Source organism: Mycolicibacterium sp. ND9-15 (assembly GCF_035918395.1).
In the GTDB taxonomy this organism is placed as follows: Bacteria; Actinomycetota; Actinomycetes; order Mycobacteriales; family Mycobacteriaceae; genus Mycobacterium.
In genome coordinates this window covers 2,066,464-2,086,116 of the sequence record NZ_CP142362.1, presented here as the reverse complement: position 1 = coordinate 2,086,116, position 19,653 = coordinate 2,066,464, and the positions used below count along the sequence as shown (strand labels likewise).

Here is a 19,653-nt window from a genome sequence, read left to right as displayed (position 1 = left end):
AGATCGCACTTCTCGGCAAATCGGCGATCTGCCAGCAGTCTCGGCCTGGAATCATTGCGGCTTCGGTCCCGCGACGGTTTGCGGCTCGTCGGGCTGTGATTCGGAGTCGGGCAACTGGCCGACCAGATACCCGGCGAGGCCGCCGATGGTCGGATAGTCGAAAACCGCGGTCGCGTTGATCGTGAATGCGCCGCCGAACTGACTGTGCAGCCGGTTGCGCAGCTCGATCGCCATAAGCGAATCCGTACCCAGATCCAGGAATCGATTGGTCGCGGCGGGCGGCTGTGCCAGCCGCAGGAAGTTCTGGACTTCCCGCTGCAGGAACTCGGTCACGAAATCGGCGCGCTGCGGTACCGGTATCTCCTGCAGCTGCCGAAGCAACTCGCTGTCACCGGTGGCCTCCCCTTCGGGGCCGGGCAACACCAGATCGAGGACCGGCGGACGCGATGCGCCCAACAACTTGGCGGCCCGCTGCCAGTTGGCTTTGAGGACGGCAGCCTGGCCGGTCCCGTTGGCGACCACCTCGGCCAGCGCACTCAGCGCGGCCGACGGGGTCAGCGGAATCAGGGCCTGCGCACCGATATTGGCGCCGGCGGCTTCCGAGGAGGCCATACCGCCTTCGGCCCAGGGGCCGAAGTTGACGCCCGTGGCCGGCAAGCCCTGGGCGCGACGACGCGCGACCAGGCCGTCGAGCAGCGCATTGGCGGTCGCGTAGTTGGCCTGCCCGGGTGAGCCGAAGATGCTGGACACCGATGAAGACACGATGAAGAAGTCCAGATCGTCGTCTTTCGTCAGCCGCTCCAGGTGGTAGGCGCCGAAAGCCTTGGGCGCCAGAGTCGTACGGAATCGCTCCAGGTTCTGCTGGGACAGCAGCGCATCGTCGAGCACCCCGGCCAGGTGTGCCACCCCGGCGAGCGGAGGCAGCTCCTCGCGGATCCGCTCCAGCAGCTTCGCCACCTCGGAACCGTCCGCGACGTCGGCCGAGAAGGTGTGGATGCGGCACTTGTAGCGTTCGGTGATCTCCTCGATGGCCCGTTGTGCGTCCGCATCGGGTGCCCGCCTGCTGGTCAACACGAGGTCGCCAGCGCCGAGTTGGGCCAGATACGACGCCGTATGCAGACCGATCGCACCGAGGCCGCCGGTGATCAGATAGCTGCGATCGGCACGTGGTTGCAGGGGCGTCGGTATCTGAAGCACGATCTTGCCGATATGCCGCGCCTGCTGCATGCGGCGGAACGCGGTCTTCGCTTCGGTCAGCGGATAGATTTCGGCGGGCAGCGCAGCCCACTCGCCACTGGCCAGCCCCTCCGACACTTCGGTCAACAAGCCGCGAATACGCTCTGGCTCTAGGAAAGTCACCGTGTCCAGCGCCACGATCTCGTAAGCGATGTCGGGACGGGCCGCCGCCATCTGCTCAGGCGTCCAGATGTCGCGCTTCGCGATCTCGGCGAACCGGCCGTTCTGGGCGGTGGCTCGCACGGTCGCCTCGATGAACCCCTCGTTGGTGAGGCTGTTGAGCACCACATCCACACCCGAGCCGCCGGTGTCCGTCAGAATCTGGTCGGCGAAATCCGTCGTGCGCGAGTCGTAAACGTACTTGACACCCATCCTGCGCAGGGTGGCGCGCTTGTAGGTGCTGGCGGTCGCGAAGACGACCGCGCCGTGCTGCTGCGCCAGTTGGATGGCAGCGAGTCCGACGCCGCCGCTGGCCGCGTGAATGAGCACCCGATCACCGGGCTGCAACCGGGCCCAGTCGAACGCGAGTCGGGCCGTGAGCGCCGCGGCGGGGATGGTGGCCGCCGCCACCGCGCTGAGGCTCTCGGGTACCGGTGCCACCAACTGCGCGGGCACATTGAACCGGCTGGAGAAAGCTCCCTGCATGAAGCCGTAGACGCGCCGGCCCACCTCGAGCCCCGTGACAGCATCACCCAATTGCGCGACCACACCGGCGAAGTCGCCGCCGATCGGGCCCGGGTCGCCCGGATACAGGCCGAGGACGTTGAGCACATCGCGGAAGTTGAGTCCCGCGGCCTCCACCTGGATCTGCACGTAGCCCTCGGCCGGCGCCGGTACGTCCACTTCGATGAGCCGCAGGTTGTCGATCGCGCCGCGCTCGGTGGGCGCCAGAACGTAGTCGGTCGCGCGCGGCACCGTGAGATGACCGCTGCGTGCCCATGGCAACAGCCGCGATGCCAGCAGCTTGCCTTGCCGCACGGCCAGTTCCGGTTCGTCGACGGGTGCGGCCAGCAGGGCGGCCACTGCGCCCACGGCCTCGGGGGAACCGTCACAGTCGACCAGCTTGCAGCGCAGCGCGGGCTCCTCGTTGATCGCGGTGCGGCCGAAACCCCACAGCGCCGCCTGCACGGGGTCGACCGGCTCACCGGACTCGGTGGCAATGGCCCGCTCGGTGACGATCCACAGTCCGCCAGGCAGTTTGACATCGCCGCGCTGTACGGCGTGCACCACGCTGAGCAGGTCGGCGATCTGAGTCTCGATCCGGGTGGTGACGTCGGCGCTGGACTCGTCCGCGCCCGGTCCGGTGGCGCGCCACACCACCCCGGAGAACGTCAGCCCGCGTTCTCGCTCCTGGGTCAACAGCTGCCCCAGGGTCTCCGAATCCATGGTCGGGCACAAGGAGATGCAGCCCGGCACAGAGGCGGCCAATTCATCGAAACCGGCGATCAGCAGCGTGCCGTCGGGAGCCGAGGCATTTGATTCCGGTGACGGAACCTCGTGCCAGCCAGGCGTGTAGATCAGCCGGGCGGCATCCCCGCCGAGCCCACGCAACAGCGCCTCACGAGGGGCGCGTTTGACTGTGAACTCGCGAATACCGCCGAGCGGGCGGCCATCGCGGCTGACAAAATCGAGGTCGAAGATCTGCGTTTCACTGTCGAGTTCGTTGCTGTGCCACCGCGCCCGGCAGTAGAACCGGCGAGGCATCTTCTCGCGCAGCGCGACCTGCCCGTACCGCAGTGGCAAGAACAGGTCGCTGACGCCCTTCTCGGCGGCGAGAAGCGCCGGGAACGCTGGGAAGGCGACGCCCGTGCACAGGTCCATCAGCACCGGGTGCATCGGCTCGCTGCCGAGTTGCTCGGCTAGTTCTTCTCCGACGACGATGTCGCCGATCGCCTCGTCAGCGCCGAGCCACAGCGACTTCAAGGAGCCGGACCAGGCCGGCCCCCAGGACAATTCCATGTCAGCGAAGGTCTCGAACAAGTCCTGCGGACGCATGCGGTCGCACCGCTCGATGGTTTCCTCGATCGGATCCTCGGTCACCGGCTGGTCGGCGGAGCCGCTCAACACGGTGCCGTCGGCGTTCAACGACCATTCGGCGCCGCGTTCACCGTAGGGCCGGCTGTGGAGCTGGAATCTCCTCTCGCCGTCATCCCCGCTCGGGTGCAGCGTCAGCTGTACCTCGCGAGAACTTTTCTCCGGCAGGATGATCGGCTCGTAGAAGAAGACGTCCTTCACCTGTGCCGGCGCACCGACCGCGGCCAGGGCCATCGCCGCGTACGTGGCGCCGGGTACGACCACGGTGCCGTAGATGACGTGATCGGACAGCCACGGTTGCGACTTCACGGACAACCTGCTGGTGTAGACGGTGTCGCCGGAGGCGAGATCCTTTGCAACGCCGAGGATCCCGGACACCGCGGGCCCGACACCTCCTTCCACGGCGATGCTTCCCGTCCTCGGCCAGAACCGGCGGCGCTGGAAGGGGTAGGTGGGCAGTTCGACTCTGCGGCGGGGCCGGCGATGCAGCGCGGAGAAATCGGGCCGGTGGCCGCCGACGTAGGCCGCTGCCAGCGCGTCGGCGATCTGGCGCCGGTCACCGACACCCTTACGCAGCGAGACGATCGCCCGCGGCGCCGCCATGTGCACCGGCCATACCTGCACTGCGGCGCCGGTCAACGCCGGCTGCGGTCCGATCTCCATAAGAACCGTGGCGCCCAGCGCCGCCACCGTGCGCACGCTCTCGACGAATTGCACCGGCTGGCGCGAATGCCGCCGCCAGTAGTGCGCATCGAGCGGGGTCTGGGCGGAGAGCACGGCGCCGGTGCGATTACAGACCAGCGGCAGCGCCGGGACTGCGTAATCGAATTGCGCTGCATAGGACTCGAACTCGTCGAGTACAGGTTCCAACAGCTCCGAGTGGAAGGCGTGACTGGTCTCCAGCCAGGTGCAGCGGATTCCGTCGCCGGTGAGTCGCGCGACGATCTGCTCCAAGTCGTCCCCCGGACCCGACAACACGGTGTTGGGTCCGTTGTAGGCGCCGACCGATGCCCGGGGGAATTCGCCGGCGATGTCCTCTACGTGCTTGGCGTCGGCGAAGATCGCCACCATCCGTCCACCATCGGGGAGACTGCCGAACAGTCTGCCCCGTTCGGCCATCAGCCGTGCACCGTCTTCGAGGCTGAACACCCCGGCCACACAGGCCGCCGCATACTGGCCCACGCTGTGTCCCAGCACCACATCGGGTCCGATGCGCCACGACTGCCACAGCCGGGCCAGTCCCATCTCTACGGCGAAAAGCGCCGGCTGCGCGAACGAAGTGTGCCGCAGCTCGTGCCCGGTCTCGCGGTCGGTGGCGAACAGCACTTCGAGCAACGGACGAGGCAGCATCCCGTCGACCGCGTTCGCGCAGCGCTTGACGGTCTCGGCGAAAACCGGCTCGGAGTCGAACAGTTCTCGAGCCATCCCTGGATACTGGCTGCCCTGTCCGGTGAACAGCCACGCCGTAGTCGGTGCGTCGGCGCACTCGCCGCGCACGGCTCCCGGCCGTAAGCGGTTCTCGGCCAGGTCGGCCAGCAGCTCACGGGCGCCCTGCACCGAATCGACGACCAGCGCGCCGCGATGCTCGAAATGCGACCGACCGACGCCGGCTGTGTAGCACACATCGGCGATCTCGATCTTCGGATCGGTGCCCAGCCAGTCGCCATATCGCCGTGCCAACGCGATCAGCGCTTCCGGTGAACGCGCCGACAGAGGCAACACGTCGAGCGGATCCGCAACGGCCGTCGGCTCGATCGCGGCGGCCCCTGCCGAGTATTCGTCCCCGGTTGCCGCCGGCGGCGCCTCTTCGACGATCACGTGGGCGTTCGTACCGGTGAACCCGAATGAACTCACGCCTGCTCGCCGCGGCCTGCCGTTGGCTTGCCATTGCCTAGCCTGGTCGACGACCCGCACCGGCAGCGAGTTCCACGGAATGTGCGGCGACGGATCTTCGAAGTGCAGGCTCTTCGGCAGCGCTTCGTGCTGCAGCGACAACACAACCTTGATCAGGCCCGCTGCCCCCGACGCCGATTCGGTGTGACCGATGTTGCTCTTCACCGACCCGATCAGCAACGGCCGGTCCGGGTCACGGGAGGCGCCGTAAGCAGCCGCGGCCGCCTGCACCTCGATCGGATCACCGAGCGGGGTGCCGGTCCCGTGTGCCTCGAGATAGTCGACGTCGCCGCCCGTCAGACCGGCGCGAGCCAGCGCTGACCCGATAAGTCGTTGCTGTGCACCACCATTGGGCACGGTCAGACCGCTGGAGGCGCCGTCTTGGTTGACCGCGCTGCCCGTGATAACCGCGCACACTCGATCGCCGTCGCGCACCGCGTCGCTCAGCCTCTTGAGCACCAGGATGCCGCAGCCTTCGCTGCGCACGTAGCCGTCAGCGGTGGCGTCGAAGGTCTTGCAGCGTCCGACGGGGGACAACATCCTCGCGCGCGAGGCGGCGATCACGGTGACCGGGCTCAGCAGCACGTTCACCCCTCCGGCAAGGACCATGTCGCAGTCACCGCAGCGCAACGCCTGGACGGCCTGATGGACAGCCACCAGCGCGGAACTGCATGCGGTGTCGACGGCCACCGCCGGTCCCTCGAGTCCTAGGGCGAAGGCAACGCGGCCGCAGATCGCATTGAGCGCATTGCCGGTGATGAAGTAGGGCTCGATCTTGTCTACCGATTCAGATGACAGCAGGTGCGCATACTCGTTGGCGGCGACTCCGGCGAAGATGCCGGTTCGGCTGCCCCGCAGCGCCGCTGGCGAGTACCCGGCCCTTTCGAGGCCCTCCCAGACCGTCTCGAGCATCAGCCGCTGCTGCGGTTCGATCCAGACCGCCTCGCGCGGGGAGATGCCGAAGAACTCCGGATCGAAGCCGTCGATCCCGTCGAGGAATCCGCCGAATCGCGTGTACGTCTTGCCCGCCGCGTCTGGGTCCGGGTCGTAGAACTCGTCGATGTCGAAGCGATCTTCCGGGACTTCCCTGATCGCATCGACGCCGCCGGAGAGCAGCTCCCAGAACGCTTCCGGGTTCGGTGCGCCGGGGAACCGGCAGGAGACCGCGACGATCGCGATCGGTTCGTCGGTGCGCGTCGTCGGCACCGACGCCGGTCGAGGCTCTGAACGGGTCGGCGCGCTGAGCCCGAGCACTTCGTCGAGCAGGTGGTCGACGGCGTCGGACAGCCGAGGTCGATCCATCACCAGGGTGACGGGTATCTCCTTGCCGAGTCCATGTTCGAGGCGACGGCGAAGCTCGACGGCCATCAGCGAGTCCATGCCGAGATCGAAGAACCCGGCATCCTCGCGGATCTCGGAGGCATCAACGCGCGTCACATCCGCGACCGCGTCGCGCAGATAGTCGGTGAGCAGCCGCTTCCGTTGCTGAACAGGCGCGTTGGTGAGTCGCTCGACGAGCGGTGTCTTGCCGCCCGCTCCGAGCGCGGGTGGCGCCCCCGCCGGCGCGGGGGGCACCTCGCGCTCCAACTCCGTCAGGAAGGCTCGCCTCCCCGCCTGCTGGTAGAGCGGCAGGAAGCGCGCCCAGTCGATCCGGGCCACCACCGCCTGTGCGGGTCCCTGTGCCGACGAACCCGCCACCACATCGGCCAGGCCCGCCAGTGCATCGGTAGGTGACAACGTTTGCACCCCGCGCTGATTCAGTCGCGCAAGGGATTCCGCGTCGGCCATGCCTGCCGACCAGGGACCGAAGTTGACGCTGACCCCGGGAATGCCATGCTCGTGCAGCCGCCAAGCCAGCCCGTCGAGGAAGGCGTTCGCCGCGGCGTAGGCGCTCTGACCGTATCCGCCCCACACCGATGCGATCGAGGAGGTGCTGATGAAGAAATCGAGACGCAGGTCTGCCGCTGCCTCACTCAAATGCCAAGCACCCCAGACCTTTCCCGCGAAGACGCGGTCGAGTTCATCGTCATCCAGGTCACTCAGCGCGGTGGTGCCGATTTCACCCGCGGTATGGACGATGCCGGCCAGCGGCGGTAGCTCGGTGGCCACACCCGCCAACAGGCGTGCGACGTCGTGCGCGTCGGATACATCGGCGGTGATGACGCGGACCTCGCAGACGTGCTGTTCACCGAGGGCGTCGATGCGCTGCTGCGCAGCATCGCTGGGCGCGTGGCGGCTGGTGAGCACCAGATGCTTGGCGCCGTGCCCGGAGAGGTATCCGGCGATTTCCAGCCCGATCGAGCCCAACCCGCCGGTCACCAAATAGGTTGCATCAGATCGCAGTAGCAGTGGTGTACCGCCGGGCTGTCCAGTCCGTCGAACCAGCCGGGGGACGTAGACGTCACGACCGCGCAGCGCGATCTGGTCTTCCTTGACCTCGGAGTCGCCCGACGTCGTGATCCGGTCGACTAGGGCGTGTCTGATAAATGGGGTAGCCAGAGGGTGATGGCGCGTAGGACTGCTGCGCCGCGGTAGACGATGGCGAGTTTGTCGTAGCGGGTGGCCAATCCGCGCCATTGCTTAACGACGTTGAAGTTGCGTTCAACGACGTTGCGGCCCTTGTAATCCTCGGCGTCGAAAGCCGGTGGTCGTCCGCCGCGCGATCCTCGCCGCTTGCGGTGGGCGATCTGATCGGACGGTTCGGGAATCACTGCGCCGATCCGGCGCCGGCGGAGTCGAGTGCGGGTCACGCGGCTGGAATAGGCCCGATCCCCGCGGACGCGATCGGGACGAGTACGCGCTCGGCCACCGCGGCGGCGGTCCACTTTCAAGTGCGCGAGCAAATGCTCGAACACCGGCCCGTCGTGGGCTTGGCCAGGGCCCACAAGCACCACCATGGGTCGTCCTCGGCCGTCGACGAGGTGATGGATCTTGCTGGTCAGCCCGCCGCGTGAGCGACCGATACCGTGGTCAGCCGGCTCGACGCCCGGATTCGTGTAATTCGACCCAGCCCCCTGTGTGGCGGGTGACGTTCGTGGCGTGCTGATGGGCGCGCGCAATCGTGGAATCCACGGCCACCGCCCAATCGATGATCCCGGCCTCCTCGGCGGCGGCTAGCAACCGCGCCAACACGCTGTCCCAGGTGCCATCGGCACTCATCCGTCGATGCCAGGTCCAGATCGACTGCCACGGCCCAAACGCCTCGGGAACATCACGCCAGGCGATTCCACACCGATACCGATAGATGATCCCCTCCACCATCGAGCGGGCATTCTGGAAAGGCCTGCCCCGCTTGCCCGTCCGCACTGGCAACAGATCTCGATCAACGCCCACTGGGCATCGGACAACAACTCGAATCGCGACATCCCTCAAGCTTCAGGCACAGCACCCAAAACCTTTGTCAGACACGCCCTAGCCGGGCCCACTCCTCGGCGTTGCATTCGGCTAGGTCTGCCAGCCCGCCCCACACCTGCGGAAGCTCCAACGACGCGGCGCGACCGAATCCCCAGAGGCAACTCTGGTCCGGCACCACGCTGTCCGCGGCGGTGACTCGCTGTGCGCACCGGGTGACGACCCAGACGGGGATCCGCAATCCGGTGGCGGACACGGCGCGGATGAGGCGTGTCGTCCCGGCCAGGATTTGGTGCTGCATTCGCAGCAGCGACCGCGTTGACGGTGCGGTGCCGGAGTCCAAGGCCGCGACATGCACGATGCGCGGCATCGAACGATCTCCTGCCGCCGCGCGCAGGTCGTCTGCGAACCGCGCCTGGTCGGCCTCGGACATCGGTAAATCCACCATCAGGTGTTCGTCGCCACGGGTAATCAGCGCGTCGATCAACGGCCGGACGGCGTCGCCGTCGCCGACGAGGACCCAGGTGGCACCTCCGCCGTCGGCCGCGCGGGACGGTTCCGTGATTTTCTCCCAGCGGATCTCGTACCGCTGGTCTGTGATGGAGTGGGCACTACGTTGCTGATTATGTTGTGCTGCAAGCTTGGTCAGTAGGTCACGGGTCTGTTGATCGCTCGTATCGCCGAGAAGGCTGGCGAGTTCGGAGATCCTGCCGTCCTCGAGCAGGCGGATGGTCTCGGTGCGGGCCGCGTGCGGGCCCGGCTGCTCTCGAGTATCAGCCCGGTTGCCGGCCGAGTCGTCTCGGAACCAGTACCGCCGGTGCTCGAACGGGTAGGTGGGTAGGTTGACCTTTCGCGCATGCGCCTGACGGAACGCGCCGAAGTCGGGAAGATGGCCCAGCACATAGGCGTCCGCGAGGGCTTCGGTGATCTGTCGGTGGTCGGCGGTGTTGCGGCGCAGCGACGCGATCGCCCGCGGCAAGGAAGCCGTGTCGGGCCACGCTGCCAGTGCGCCGGCGGTGAGCACGGGTCGCGGGCCGATCTCGAGCAGCACTTTGCAGTTCATCTCGGCGAGGGTGCGCACACTCTTGGCGAACTCCACCGGTTGGCGCGCATGTCGGCGCCAGTAGGCACCGTCGAGCTTGACGCTCCTACCGAGAGCGACGCCGGTGCGGTTGTCGATCAGAATCCGCTGTGGGGTAGCGAATGTGAATTGCTGCGCGTACGACTCGAACTCGTCGAGGATCGGATCCAGCAGCGCCGAGTGGAACGCGTGGCTGGTTTCCAGCCAGTCGCAACGGACACCGTCGACCACCACTGGGGCCACCGCCTGCTCCAGATCCGCTGCGGGGCCGGACAGTACCGTGTTGGCACCGTTGTAGGCCGCGACCGACAGCCTCGGAAGCTCATCGGTCAGGCCCTCGACCCGCTCGGCCGCGGCGAACACCGCGACCATCCGGCCGCCCGCGGGCAGACTGCCGAAAAGCCGTCCTCGTTCGGCCATGAGCAGCACCCCATCCTCGATGCTGAGGACGCCCGCGACGCAGGCCGCCGCGTATTGACCGACACTGTGGCCCAGTACCACGTCGGGTTCGAGGCCCCACGACTGCCAGAGCCGGGCAAGGCCCATCTCGACGGCGAACAACGCCGGCTGCGCATATGACGTCTGTCGCAGCGTCGTGTCGGCCTCCGCGCTTCCCACATCGAAAATCACGTCGAGCAATGGCTTTTCGAGAACGTCGGCAACGGCATTCGCGCACCGTTTCATCGTGTCGGCGAACACCGGCTCGGTGTCGAACAGCTCGCGGGCCATTCCGGGGTACTGGCTGCCCTGACCGGTGAACAGCCAAGCCGTTTTCGGTGCTTCATGAGACTCCCCGCGAACCAGACCGGGCGCGGGGCGGTCGTCCGCGAGTGCGCCGAGCAGCTCGGTGGCGGATTCTCTGGAGTTGACCACCAACGCTGCGCGGTGCTCCAGATGGGCTCGACCGGTGCCGGCGGTGAAGCACACGTCGGCCAGGGCGGCCTGCGGGTGAGCGGTCAGCGAGGTGCGGTACTGGTCGGCGAGCCGCACCAGGGCGGCGGGGGTGCGCGCGGAGAGCGGAAGAAGGCCGAACCGCTGCGCGGGCCGCGGCGTCGCGACGGGTACGGGCTGCGGCGGCTCGGGAGCTTCTTCGAGGATGACGTGTGCGTTGGTCCCCGCGAACCCGAACGAGCTCACCCCGGCGATACGGGGACGACCATCGGGCTCCCAGGGGATGGTCTCCTTCACCACCTCTACCGGAAGTCGGTCCCAAGGGATGTGCGGCGACGGGTTCTCGAAGTTGAGGTGCTTCGGCAGGGTCTTGTGCTCGAGCGCCAGGATGACCTTGATGACCCCCGCGATGCCCGCCGCGGCTTCCAGGTGCCCGATGTTCGTCTTCGCCGAGCCGATCAACAGCGGCTGGCTGGATTCGCGCCCGGCGCCGAGTACCGTGCCAGCGGCGATGGCCTCGATCGGATCGCCCAGCGATGTCCCGGTTCCGTGCGCTTCCAGATATCCGACGTCGCCGGGTTCGACGTCGGCGCGCTTCAGCGCGTCGGCGATGACCCGTTGCTGGGCCACGCCGTTGGGTACGGTCAGCCCACCCGATGCGCCGTCCTGATTGATCGCGCTGCCCCTGATCACCGCCCGAATCCGGTCACCGTCGCGGATCGCGTCCCCGAGGCGTTTGACGACGATGACACCGCAGCCCTCGCCGCGCACATAGCCGTCGGCGGCGGCGTCGAAGGTCTTGCACCTGCCGTCGGGAGCGAGCATGTGGGCGCTGGAGAACGTGATCATGGTCGCCGGGGTGAGGAGGACGTTCGCACCGCCGGCGAGCGCAAGGTCGCATTCCCCCAAGCGCAGCGCCTGGCATGCCTGGTGGATGGCGACCAGCGACGAGCTGCACGCCGTGTCGACGGCCACCGCCGGTCCCAGCAGCCCCAACCGGTAGCTGATCCGTCCCGCCGCTGCCGCGTTCGAAGTTCCGATGGCCATGTAGGCCTCGATCTCGGGGTAGGTCAGCTCGTCGGAGGCCATTCCCAGGTAGTCGTGGGTTGCCAGACCCACGAACACACCGGTGTTGGTGTCGGTCAGTGCCGAGGGCGCAGTGCCCGAATGCTCCACGGCGTGCCACGCCGTCTCCAGCAGAAGCCGATGTTGCGGGTCCAGCATTCTGGCCTCGCGTGTCGACATACCGAAGAACGGTGCGTCGAATCCAGTCGGGTCATCGAGGAAACCGGCACGACGGGTCACGACCTTGCCGGGCGCCCCTGGTTCCGGGTCGAAGAATTCATCGGCATCCCAGCGATCTGCGGGCACCTCCGAAACCGCGTCGCGGCCCTCGCTTAACAGGGCCCAGAACTCGTCAGCGTCCTGAGCGCCCGGGAACCGCGCCGCATAGCCGACAATCGCGAAACGAGTATCCGGCTCGCACGGGTCCGCGGCAGCTCTCATGCCGTTGTCCCTCCTGCTTCGGCGGTCAGAGCTTGACCCCTGCGGGACGGCTGACGCACCCGAAAATAAGGTTCCCGACGCTCACTATGGCACGCATATCAGCGAGATGAAATGGCGCTGCCGCGCGGATTCGGCCGACGCCGGGCGACAGTGGAGGAAGCGGGAGTATGTTGATCCCGCAGCGGCCCTTTTGCCGGAGCGCGCGCCGGGCAAGAAGTGGGGCGGCTGTGGAGGGCTGAGGTTTGCGCATCGGCAAGATTACGGTTGGCGCACTTGGCGAATGGTCGCCCGAACCCGGCTCTGTCACCTCCTGGCATCCGACGGCGGCGGCTGCTGAACGGGCACGACAAGCGCCGGCCAGCTCGGTGCCGGTCAGCTACATGCAGCGCCAGCATCTTCGGAACTATTGCGAGCGGACAGGGGCGGGCCTCAACTTCTCCCGGCAGATCATCGCGAGCTGTGACGTGCGTGGCCGGTGTGATATCCCGGCCATGGATCACGCGGTGAATGCTTACCTGCGTCGGCACGACACCTTCCGCAGCTGGTTCGAACACATCGGCGACGGAGAGTTCGTCCGGCATGCCGTCCACGATCCGGGCGACATCGAGTTCGCGCCGACCGGCCACGGCAGCATGACGATCGACGAGATGCGCGCTCACGTCGTCGGCATACCGAGTCCGTTGGAGTGGGGTTGCTTCACCTTCGGAATAATTCAGCACGAAGGGCACTTCACCTTTTTTGCTGCCATGGATCATGTGCACGGGGACGCGACTTTGATCGGCACGACGATGCTGGAAGCCAACGGCATGTATTCGGCGTTGACCGCCGGCGGCGTGGCGCTCGCCCTTCCCGAGGCCGGGAGCTTTGACGATTTCTGTATCCGCGAGCGCGAGCGCACGTCGGAATTGACCGTGGACTCACCCGAAGTCCAGGCATGGATCGAATTCGCCGAGGGCAACGGCGGCGGCTTCCCTGAATTCCCGCTTCCCCTGGGCAGTCCGCTGGAGTCGAGAGGCAGTGACATGACCTCCGAAGTCTTGATGGACACGGCCCAGACGGAACGCTTCGAAGCGGCATGCGCGGCGGCGGGCGCGCGCTTCGTCGGCGGCTTGTTCGCCTGCCTGGCCCAGGTCGAGCATGAGCTGACGGGGGCACTGACCTTTTACGGGCTCACGCCCAGAGATTCCCGTTGCGCCACCGACAACTTCATGACGCAGGGTTGGTTCACCGGCTTGATTCCGATCACCGTACCGATAGGCGCGGCCTCGTTCGCCGATGCCGCATGGTCGGCGCAGACCTCTTTCGATTCGAATCTAAACATGGCCAAGGTGCCGTATTACCGCGTGCTGGAGTTGGCGCCCTGGCTGGACTGGCCGCGGCCGAACTTTCCCGTGTCGAATTTCTTCCATGCCGGCGCCGCCCCGCTCAATGCCGTCCTCGCCGCGGCCGATATGGGCTTGGCCGACAAGATCGGCATCTACCCGGACGGCCGGTTTTCCTATCAGCTCACCATCTACATATTCCGATATGGCGAGGGCACGGTGATGGCGATCATGCATCCCGATAATCCGATCGCCGGAAAATCCGTTGCCCGCTACATGACGGCGATGCGGTCCGTGTCCGTACTGGTGGCCGACGGCGGGCACTGGGGACGCGTCGCCTAGCGCGAAGCGCCGGAGATGAGGGCGATATGCGGCGGCTAGCCGATCTCGTGGTGCGGTGGCCTTGGGCGGTCATCGGCGTATGGGTGGCCATGGTCATCGCCCTGCCGCTGACGTTCCCGTCCCTTGGGGAGATGGCGCAGAAGCATCCCCTCGCGATCCTGCCGGCAGACGCACCGTCGAGCGTCACCGCCGCGAAGATGGCCGAGGCGTTCGGAGAAACCGGCAACGACGACCTGTTGCTGGTGGCACTGATCAACGAGGACGGGCTGGGGCCGGCCGACGAGGTCGCCTATCGCAAACTCGTCGACGCACTGCGCGACGACGTCACCGATGTCGTGTCGGTGCAAGACTTCGTCAGCACGCCACAGCTTCGACCCTTCCTGACGAGTGAGGACAAGACGACCTGGGTGCTTCCGGTCAGCCTCGAGGGGGAGTTGGGCACCCCGCGGGCCTTCGACTCCTTCAACCGGGTGGCCGACCTCATCAAGCAGAACGTCGAGCAGAACGTCGCAGGCGGCTCCCTGAACGCATACCTGACGGGCCCCGCAGCCACCGTCGCGGACCTCACCGTCGCCGGCGAACAGGATCGCCCGCCCATCGAGATCGCGATCGCCGTCCTGGTCCTCGCTGTGCTGCTGGTGGTGTACCGCAACCTGGTCACGATGCTGCTGCCGCTGGTGACGATCGGATCGTCGCTGCTGATCGCGCAGGCCGTGGTGGCCGGGTACTCCGAAGTGACCGGCTCCGGCGTCTCCAATCAGTCGATCGTGTTCCTGAGCGCGATCATGGCGGGAGCCGGGACGGATTACGCGGTCTTCCTGATCAGCCGCTACCACGACTATCTGCGTTCGGGCGACGACTTCGACCGTGCGGTCAAGGCGGCGATGAGGTCCATCGGCAAGGTGATCACCGCGTCCGCCGCGACGGTGGGGATCACGTTCTTGCTGCTCAGCTTCGCGCAGATGGGCGTGTTCAAGACGGTCGGGGTGTCGTCGGCGATCGGCATCGGCATCGCATACCTCGCGGGGTTGACCCTGCTCCCGGCGATCCTGGTGCTCGCGGGTCCACGCGGCTGGGTCAAACCCCGGCGCGAGCTGACCGCGCGGTGGTGGCGCCGTTCCGGTGCTCGCATCGTGCGTCGGCCGGTGCCCCACCTGGTGGGAAGCCTGTTGGTGCTGGCGCTGCTGGCCGGTATCGCCGTGTTCGCGGACTACAACTACGACGATCGCAAGGTCGTCCCGGCGTCGGCGCCGAGTTCTGTCGGGTACGCCGCGCTCGAGCGTCACTTCCCCATCAATCGGTCCATCCCCGAATACATCCTGGTCCAGTCACCGCACGACTTGCGCACGCCGCGTGCCCTCGCCGACCTCGAGCAAATGGCTTCTCGCGTCGCGCAACTGCCGGACGTCGGCTTGGTCAGCGGCATCACCCGGCCCCTTGGCGAAGTGCCGCAGGAGTTTCGGGCGACCTTCCAGGCGGGCATCGTGGGCGACCGGCTGGCGGACGGCTCGGCTCAGATCGGTCAACACACCGGCGATCTCAACCGGTTGACGGACGGAGCCAACACCCTGGCCGACAGCCTCGCCGACGTACGCGGTCAGATCGACACGATCGCGCCCAGCATTGCCGACCTCGTCGACACGTTCTCCTCGGTGCGCACCGAATACGGCGGGGACAAGCTGGTGCGCGACGTTGAGATCGCGGCCAAGCTCGTTACGAGCATCAACGCGCTGGGCAACTCCATGGGCGTGAACTTCCGAGCCGTCAAGGACATGTTCGCCTGGATCGGACCGGTCCTGACCGCACTCCAAGGCAATGCGGTCTGCGACGCCAACCCCTCGTGTGTCGACACCCGTCTGCAGTTTCAGCGGCTCGTCACCGCGCGCGAGGGGGGAAGCCTCGACGAGATCAACGGACTGGCCCAGGAACTGCAGGGTGTCGAGGACCGGCAGACCCTCAACGAGGCGGTGGCCAAGCTCAACACGGCGATGGCGAACGTCGCCAAGGTGGTCGACACGATGGGGCTGGACCAGCCCGGCGGCCCGCAGCGAGGTTTGACCGAGTTGCAGCGGGGCGCGAACCGTCTGGCCACCGGAAGCCGGGAAGTCGCCGGCGGAGTGGACGAACTCGTCGAACAGGTCAAGGTGATCGCCGCCGGACTCGACGAGGCATCGACGTTCCTGCTGACGATGCGGAACAACGCCGCAGACCCCTCCCAGGCGGGGTTCAACATTCCGGCCGAGGTGCTCAACCTGCCGGACTTCAAGAAGGCCGCCGTGGCCTACATCTCACCCGACGGCCGTTCGGTGCGCTACCTGGTCCAGACCACGCTGAACCCGTTCAGCCCCGGGGCGATGGATCAGGTCAACGACATCTACGACGTCGCGCGGGGCGCCCAGCCGAACACCATGCTGGCCGACGCGACGGTTTCGATGGGCGGGTTTCCCGTGGCACTGCGCGACACGCGGGACTACTACCAGCAGGACATCCGGTTCATCATCGCCGCGACGCTCATCGTCGTGCTGTTGACGTTGGTGGTGCTGCTGCGCGCGATCATCGCGCCGCTGTACCTCGTCGGTTCGGTGGTGGTCTCGTACTTCGCGGCCATCGGCATCGGGGTGCTGGCGTTCCAGCTGATACTCGGTCACGAATTGCATTGGAGCGTAGGGCCATTGGCATTCGTGGTGTTGGTTGCGGTGGGTGCCGACTACAACATGCTGTTCGTATCGCGGCTGCGCGACGAGTCGCCGCACAGCGTGCGTTACGGCGTGATCCGAACCTTGGGTTCCACGGGCGGTGTGATCACCGCGGCCGGCCTGATCTTCGCCGCGTCGATGGCCGGTCTGCTGTTCTCCAGCATCGGCATCGTCATCCAGGGCGGTTTCGTGATCGGGGTGGGCATCCTGCTGGACACCTTCGTGGTTCGCACCATCACGGTGCCCGCGATCGCCGCGTTGGCGGGACGGGCGAACTGGTGGCCCACCCGGCTGGAACCCCGACCGCGTGAGGCGCGGCCATCGAGCCTGTCGACCGGGCGATCTGATACGGAGATCTCGTGACAACGTCTGAGTCGTCGATCCTGTCGATGCTGCACGGACGCGCCAGTATGCGCCCAGACGACGTCGCGTTCACATTCACCGACTACACCGCCGACCCGGCGGGCGTGCCCGAGAGCCTCACGTGGTCACGGCTGGCGCGGCGAACGGTGAATCTGGCCGGCGAGATCCGGCGGCACGGATCGGCGGGGGATCGAGCGGTGATCCTCGCCCCACAGGGGCTGGAGTACATCTTGGCGTTCCTGGGCGCCATGCAGGCCGGGCTCGTAGCGGTTCCGCTGCCGTTGCCCCATCCCGGTTCTGGACACGACCGGGTGAGCGCAGTCCTCGTCGATACCGAGCCTTCGGTTGTGCTCACCACATCGACGGTCGCGGACGATGTCGGCGGCTTCGTCGATCAATCACGCCTGGACATGGTGCCGAAAACCGTCGAGATCAACGCTTCGGACCTGGACACCGAGGACGGTCCCGGCCTCGAGCCGGCTGATCCGCCGAGCATCGCGTACCTGCAATACAGCTCGGGCTCGACCCGACTGCCGACCGGAGTCACCGTCTCGCACCGCAACCTCACGGTCAATTTCGAGCAACTGATGCAAAGCTTCTTCGCCGAGTCCCCGCTGCCACCGGACGCCACTCTCGTGTCGTGGCTGCCCTTCTACCACGACATGGGTTTGGTGCTCGGGGTCTGCGCGCCGATCCTGTGTGGCCATCGCACCGAACTGATGAGCCCGCTGGCGTTCCTGGAAAGGCCGGCCCGGTGGATGCGGGCGTTGGCCGAGAATCGTCACGCGTGGTCATCGGCCCCCAATTTCGCGTTCGACCTCGCCGCCCGAAAGACGACCGACGACGACCTGGCCGGGCTCGACCTCGGCGAGGTGCTGGGCATCATCAGCGGCGCCGAGCGCGTCGAGCCCGCCACGTTGCATCGTTTCGTCGACCGGTTCGCGCACTTCAACTTCCGCGACTACATGATGCGACCCGCCTACGGCCTGGCGGAGGCGACGGTCTTCGTGGCGACGGGCACCTGGAAGGAATCTTCGCCGGCGGGCTACTTCGATGCCGACGAACTGGGCGCGTGCCGGGTTCGGCCCTGTCCGCCCGGGAAAGGCGCGGCGCTCGTCAAATATCGAGTGCCGCAGTCGCCTTCGCTGCGCATCGTCGACAACCAGACCTATCGCGAGTGCTCGCCGGACCTCGTCGGCGAAATCTGGGTGCACGGCGAGAATGTAGCCGACGGCTACTGGCGGAAAGATTCCGAAGAGCAAGGTTGTTTCGGCGCAACACTCCTAGAGCCGTCCCCGGGCACGCCGGACGGGCCGTGGTTGCGAACCGGTGACCTCGGCTTCGTCCACGACGGTGAGCTGTTCATCGTCGGGCGCATCAAGGATTTGCTGATCATCCGGGGCCGGAACCACTATCCCGAGGACATCGAGGCGACGGTGCAAGAGATCACGCGAGGTCGGGTCGCGGCGATAGCGGTTCCGGTGAACAGCACCGAGAAGCTGGTCACGATCATCGAGCTCAAGAAACCACCCGACCTCGACGACGAGGCGGTGCGCGGGCTCGCCGCACTCAGATGCGATGTCACCGCCGCGATCTCCAACGCGCACGGATTGAGCGTCTCCGATCTCGTGTTGGTGCCGGCCGGCTCGATCCCCACGACGACAAGCGGCAAGATTCGCCGCGCCGCCTGCGTCGAGCAGTATCAGCAAGGCCGATTCCCCCGATTGGACGCATCCGAGCCCAGAGATTCGGGGAGTAGGTTTGATGTTGTGCACCCGAGTGGGGCGGACTGAGATGAGGCGGCTTGTCGCCTTCGGCAGTGCGCTGACAACTCTCGGGGCCGCAGGCTGTTTCGGTCTCGGGATCGCAACAGCCGACGAGCCGCCTGTCCCGCCGCCGGCGCCCGCCAACCCGACCGTGGGTCCGCCGTCGCTGGGCACACCGGGTCGTGCGTACGCCATGGGGGGCGCACATGTACTGGGTATTCCGTACGACGAATACATCATGCGCACCGGTGCGGACTGGTTCCCTGGACTGGACCGGCAGATCGTCGATTACCCCGCGGGGCAGGTTCAGGGGCACACGTTGGAGCGGCTGTTCCCGGGTATCGGCCAACTCGACGACCGTTATTTCCCGGGCTTGGGCATCGACGGCCCCAGCGTCGGGGAGTCGGTCGACGTCGGGGTGCCGAACCTCATCGGCGCGATCCGTGCGGGCGGTCGCGGCACTGTGATCGGTTTGTCCGAGGGCGCGATGGTGCTCAACGATGCGCAGGCGCGGCTGGCATACGACCCGGCCGCACCGCCGCCGGACGAGTTGAGCTTCGCCATGTATGGCGACCCGGTGGCCCGGCACGCCTTCGGCGAGAGCTTCCTGACCCAGATGTTCCCCGTCGGGAGCGTCGTACCGTCGCTGGACTACCGGATCCCGCCGCCAGTGGAAAGCCAGTACGACACTTATCAGTTCGTCTCGGCCTACGACAGCATCGCCGACTGGCCCGACCGGCCGGACAACTGGATTTCGGTCGCCAACGCGATCGTCGGCCTCGCAACCGGTCACACCGCAGTCGCATTCACCGAACCGGGCATGGTGCCACCGCGCAACGTTCGGACGACGGTCAACTCCCGGGGCGCAAAGACGACGACGTTCATGATCCCCGAGGAGCACCTTCCGCTGGTGCTTCCGTTCAAATACGCCGGGGTGCCCGAGGAAACGCTGATCAAGCTCGACGCGGTGCTCAAGCCGTACGTGGATGCGGGCTATTCGCGTAACGACAACCCGCTGACAGCGCCGATCACGGTGGATCCGGTGAACGGCTACGACCCCGCGGAGGTCACCGCGCCGGCCACCCAGGCCGCCTTCGGCGGCGGTGCAGACCCGTTGTCGCAGCTGCTCTCAGGGCTCCAGTACGTGCTCAACAACCACCCCAAGCCTTGAG

4 protein-coding genes and 3 pseudogenes are annotated in these 19,653 nt (G+C 66.8%); 4 read left to right on the top strand and 3 right to left on the bottom strand.

Going from position 1 to position 19,653, the window contains the following annotated elements; all coding sequences use genetic code 11:
• Window positions 1–51: 51 nt before the first annotated feature.
• The 3 pseudogenes from QGN32_RS10205 to QGN32_RS10195 all read right to left on the bottom strand — a co-directional run.
• A pseudogene (locus QGN32_RS10205) lies at window positions 52–7,596 on the bottom strand (SDR family NAD(P)-dependent oxidoreductase); the annotation flags it as partial.
• A 35-nt stretch (window positions 7,597–7,631) separates the two neighbouring features.
• Window positions 7,632–8,528, bottom strand: a pseudogene (locus QGN32_RS10200) (IS5 family transposase).
• A 38-nt stretch (window positions 8,529–8,566) separates the two neighbouring features.
• Window positions 8,567–11,992, bottom strand: a pseudogene (locus QGN32_RS10195) (type I polyketide synthase); the annotation flags it as partial.
• A gap of 242 nt (window positions 11,993–12,234) precedes the next feature.
• Between QGN32_RS10195 and QGN32_RS10190 the strand changes: the two are divergent.
• The 4 genes from QGN32_RS10190 to pe are packed head-to-tail and all read left to right on the top strand — an operon-like array spanning window position 12,235 to window position 19,652.
• Complete coding sequence (locus QGN32_RS10190) at window positions 12,235–13,656, top strand: condensation domain-containing protein (protein ID WP_326548447.1); 1,422 nt, start codon at window positions 12,235–12,237, stop codon at window positions 13,654–13,656.
• Window positions 13,657–13,682: 26 nt separating this feature from the next.
• The gene (locus QGN32_RS10185; RefSeq protein WP_326548446.1) at window positions 13,683–16,715 is read left to right on the top strand and encodes an MMPL/RND family transporter; all 3,033 of its coding nucleotides are present in this window, start codon (window positions 13,683–13,685) and stop codon (window positions 16,713–16,715) included.
• A gap of 26 nt (window positions 16,716–16,741) precedes the next feature.
• Window positions 16,742–18,508 (top strand): AMP-binding protein, encoded by a 1,767-nt coding sequence (locus QGN32_RS10180; RefSeq protein ID WP_326549013.1) that lies wholly within the window; start codon window positions 16,742–16,744, stop codon window positions 18,506–18,508.
• A gap of 1 nt (window position 18,509) precedes the next feature.
• Window positions 18,510–19,652 carry an acyltransferase PE gene (pe, locus tag QGN32_RS10175; protein ID WP_326548445.1) on the top strand — a complete coding sequence of 381 codons (1,143 nt, stop codon included), beginning with the start codon at window positions 18,510–18,512 and terminating at the stop codon, window positions 19,650–19,652.
• Window position 19,653 lies beyond the last annotated feature (1 nt).

Bases quoted from the DNA above. Each gene is read 5' to 3' on its own strand.
- pe (WP_326548445.1), top strand. From the start codon at position 18,510: ATGAGGCGGCTTGTCGCCTTCGGCAGTGCGCTGACAACTCTCGGGGCC.
- QGN32_RS10185 (WP_326548446.1), top strand. From the start codon at position 13,683: ATGCGGCGGCTAGCCGATCTCGTGGTGCGGTGGCCTTGGGCGGTCATC.
- QGN32_RS10180 (WP_326549013.1), top strand. From the start codon at position 16,742: ATGCTGCACGGACGCGCCAGTATGCGCCCAGACGACGTCGCGTTCACA.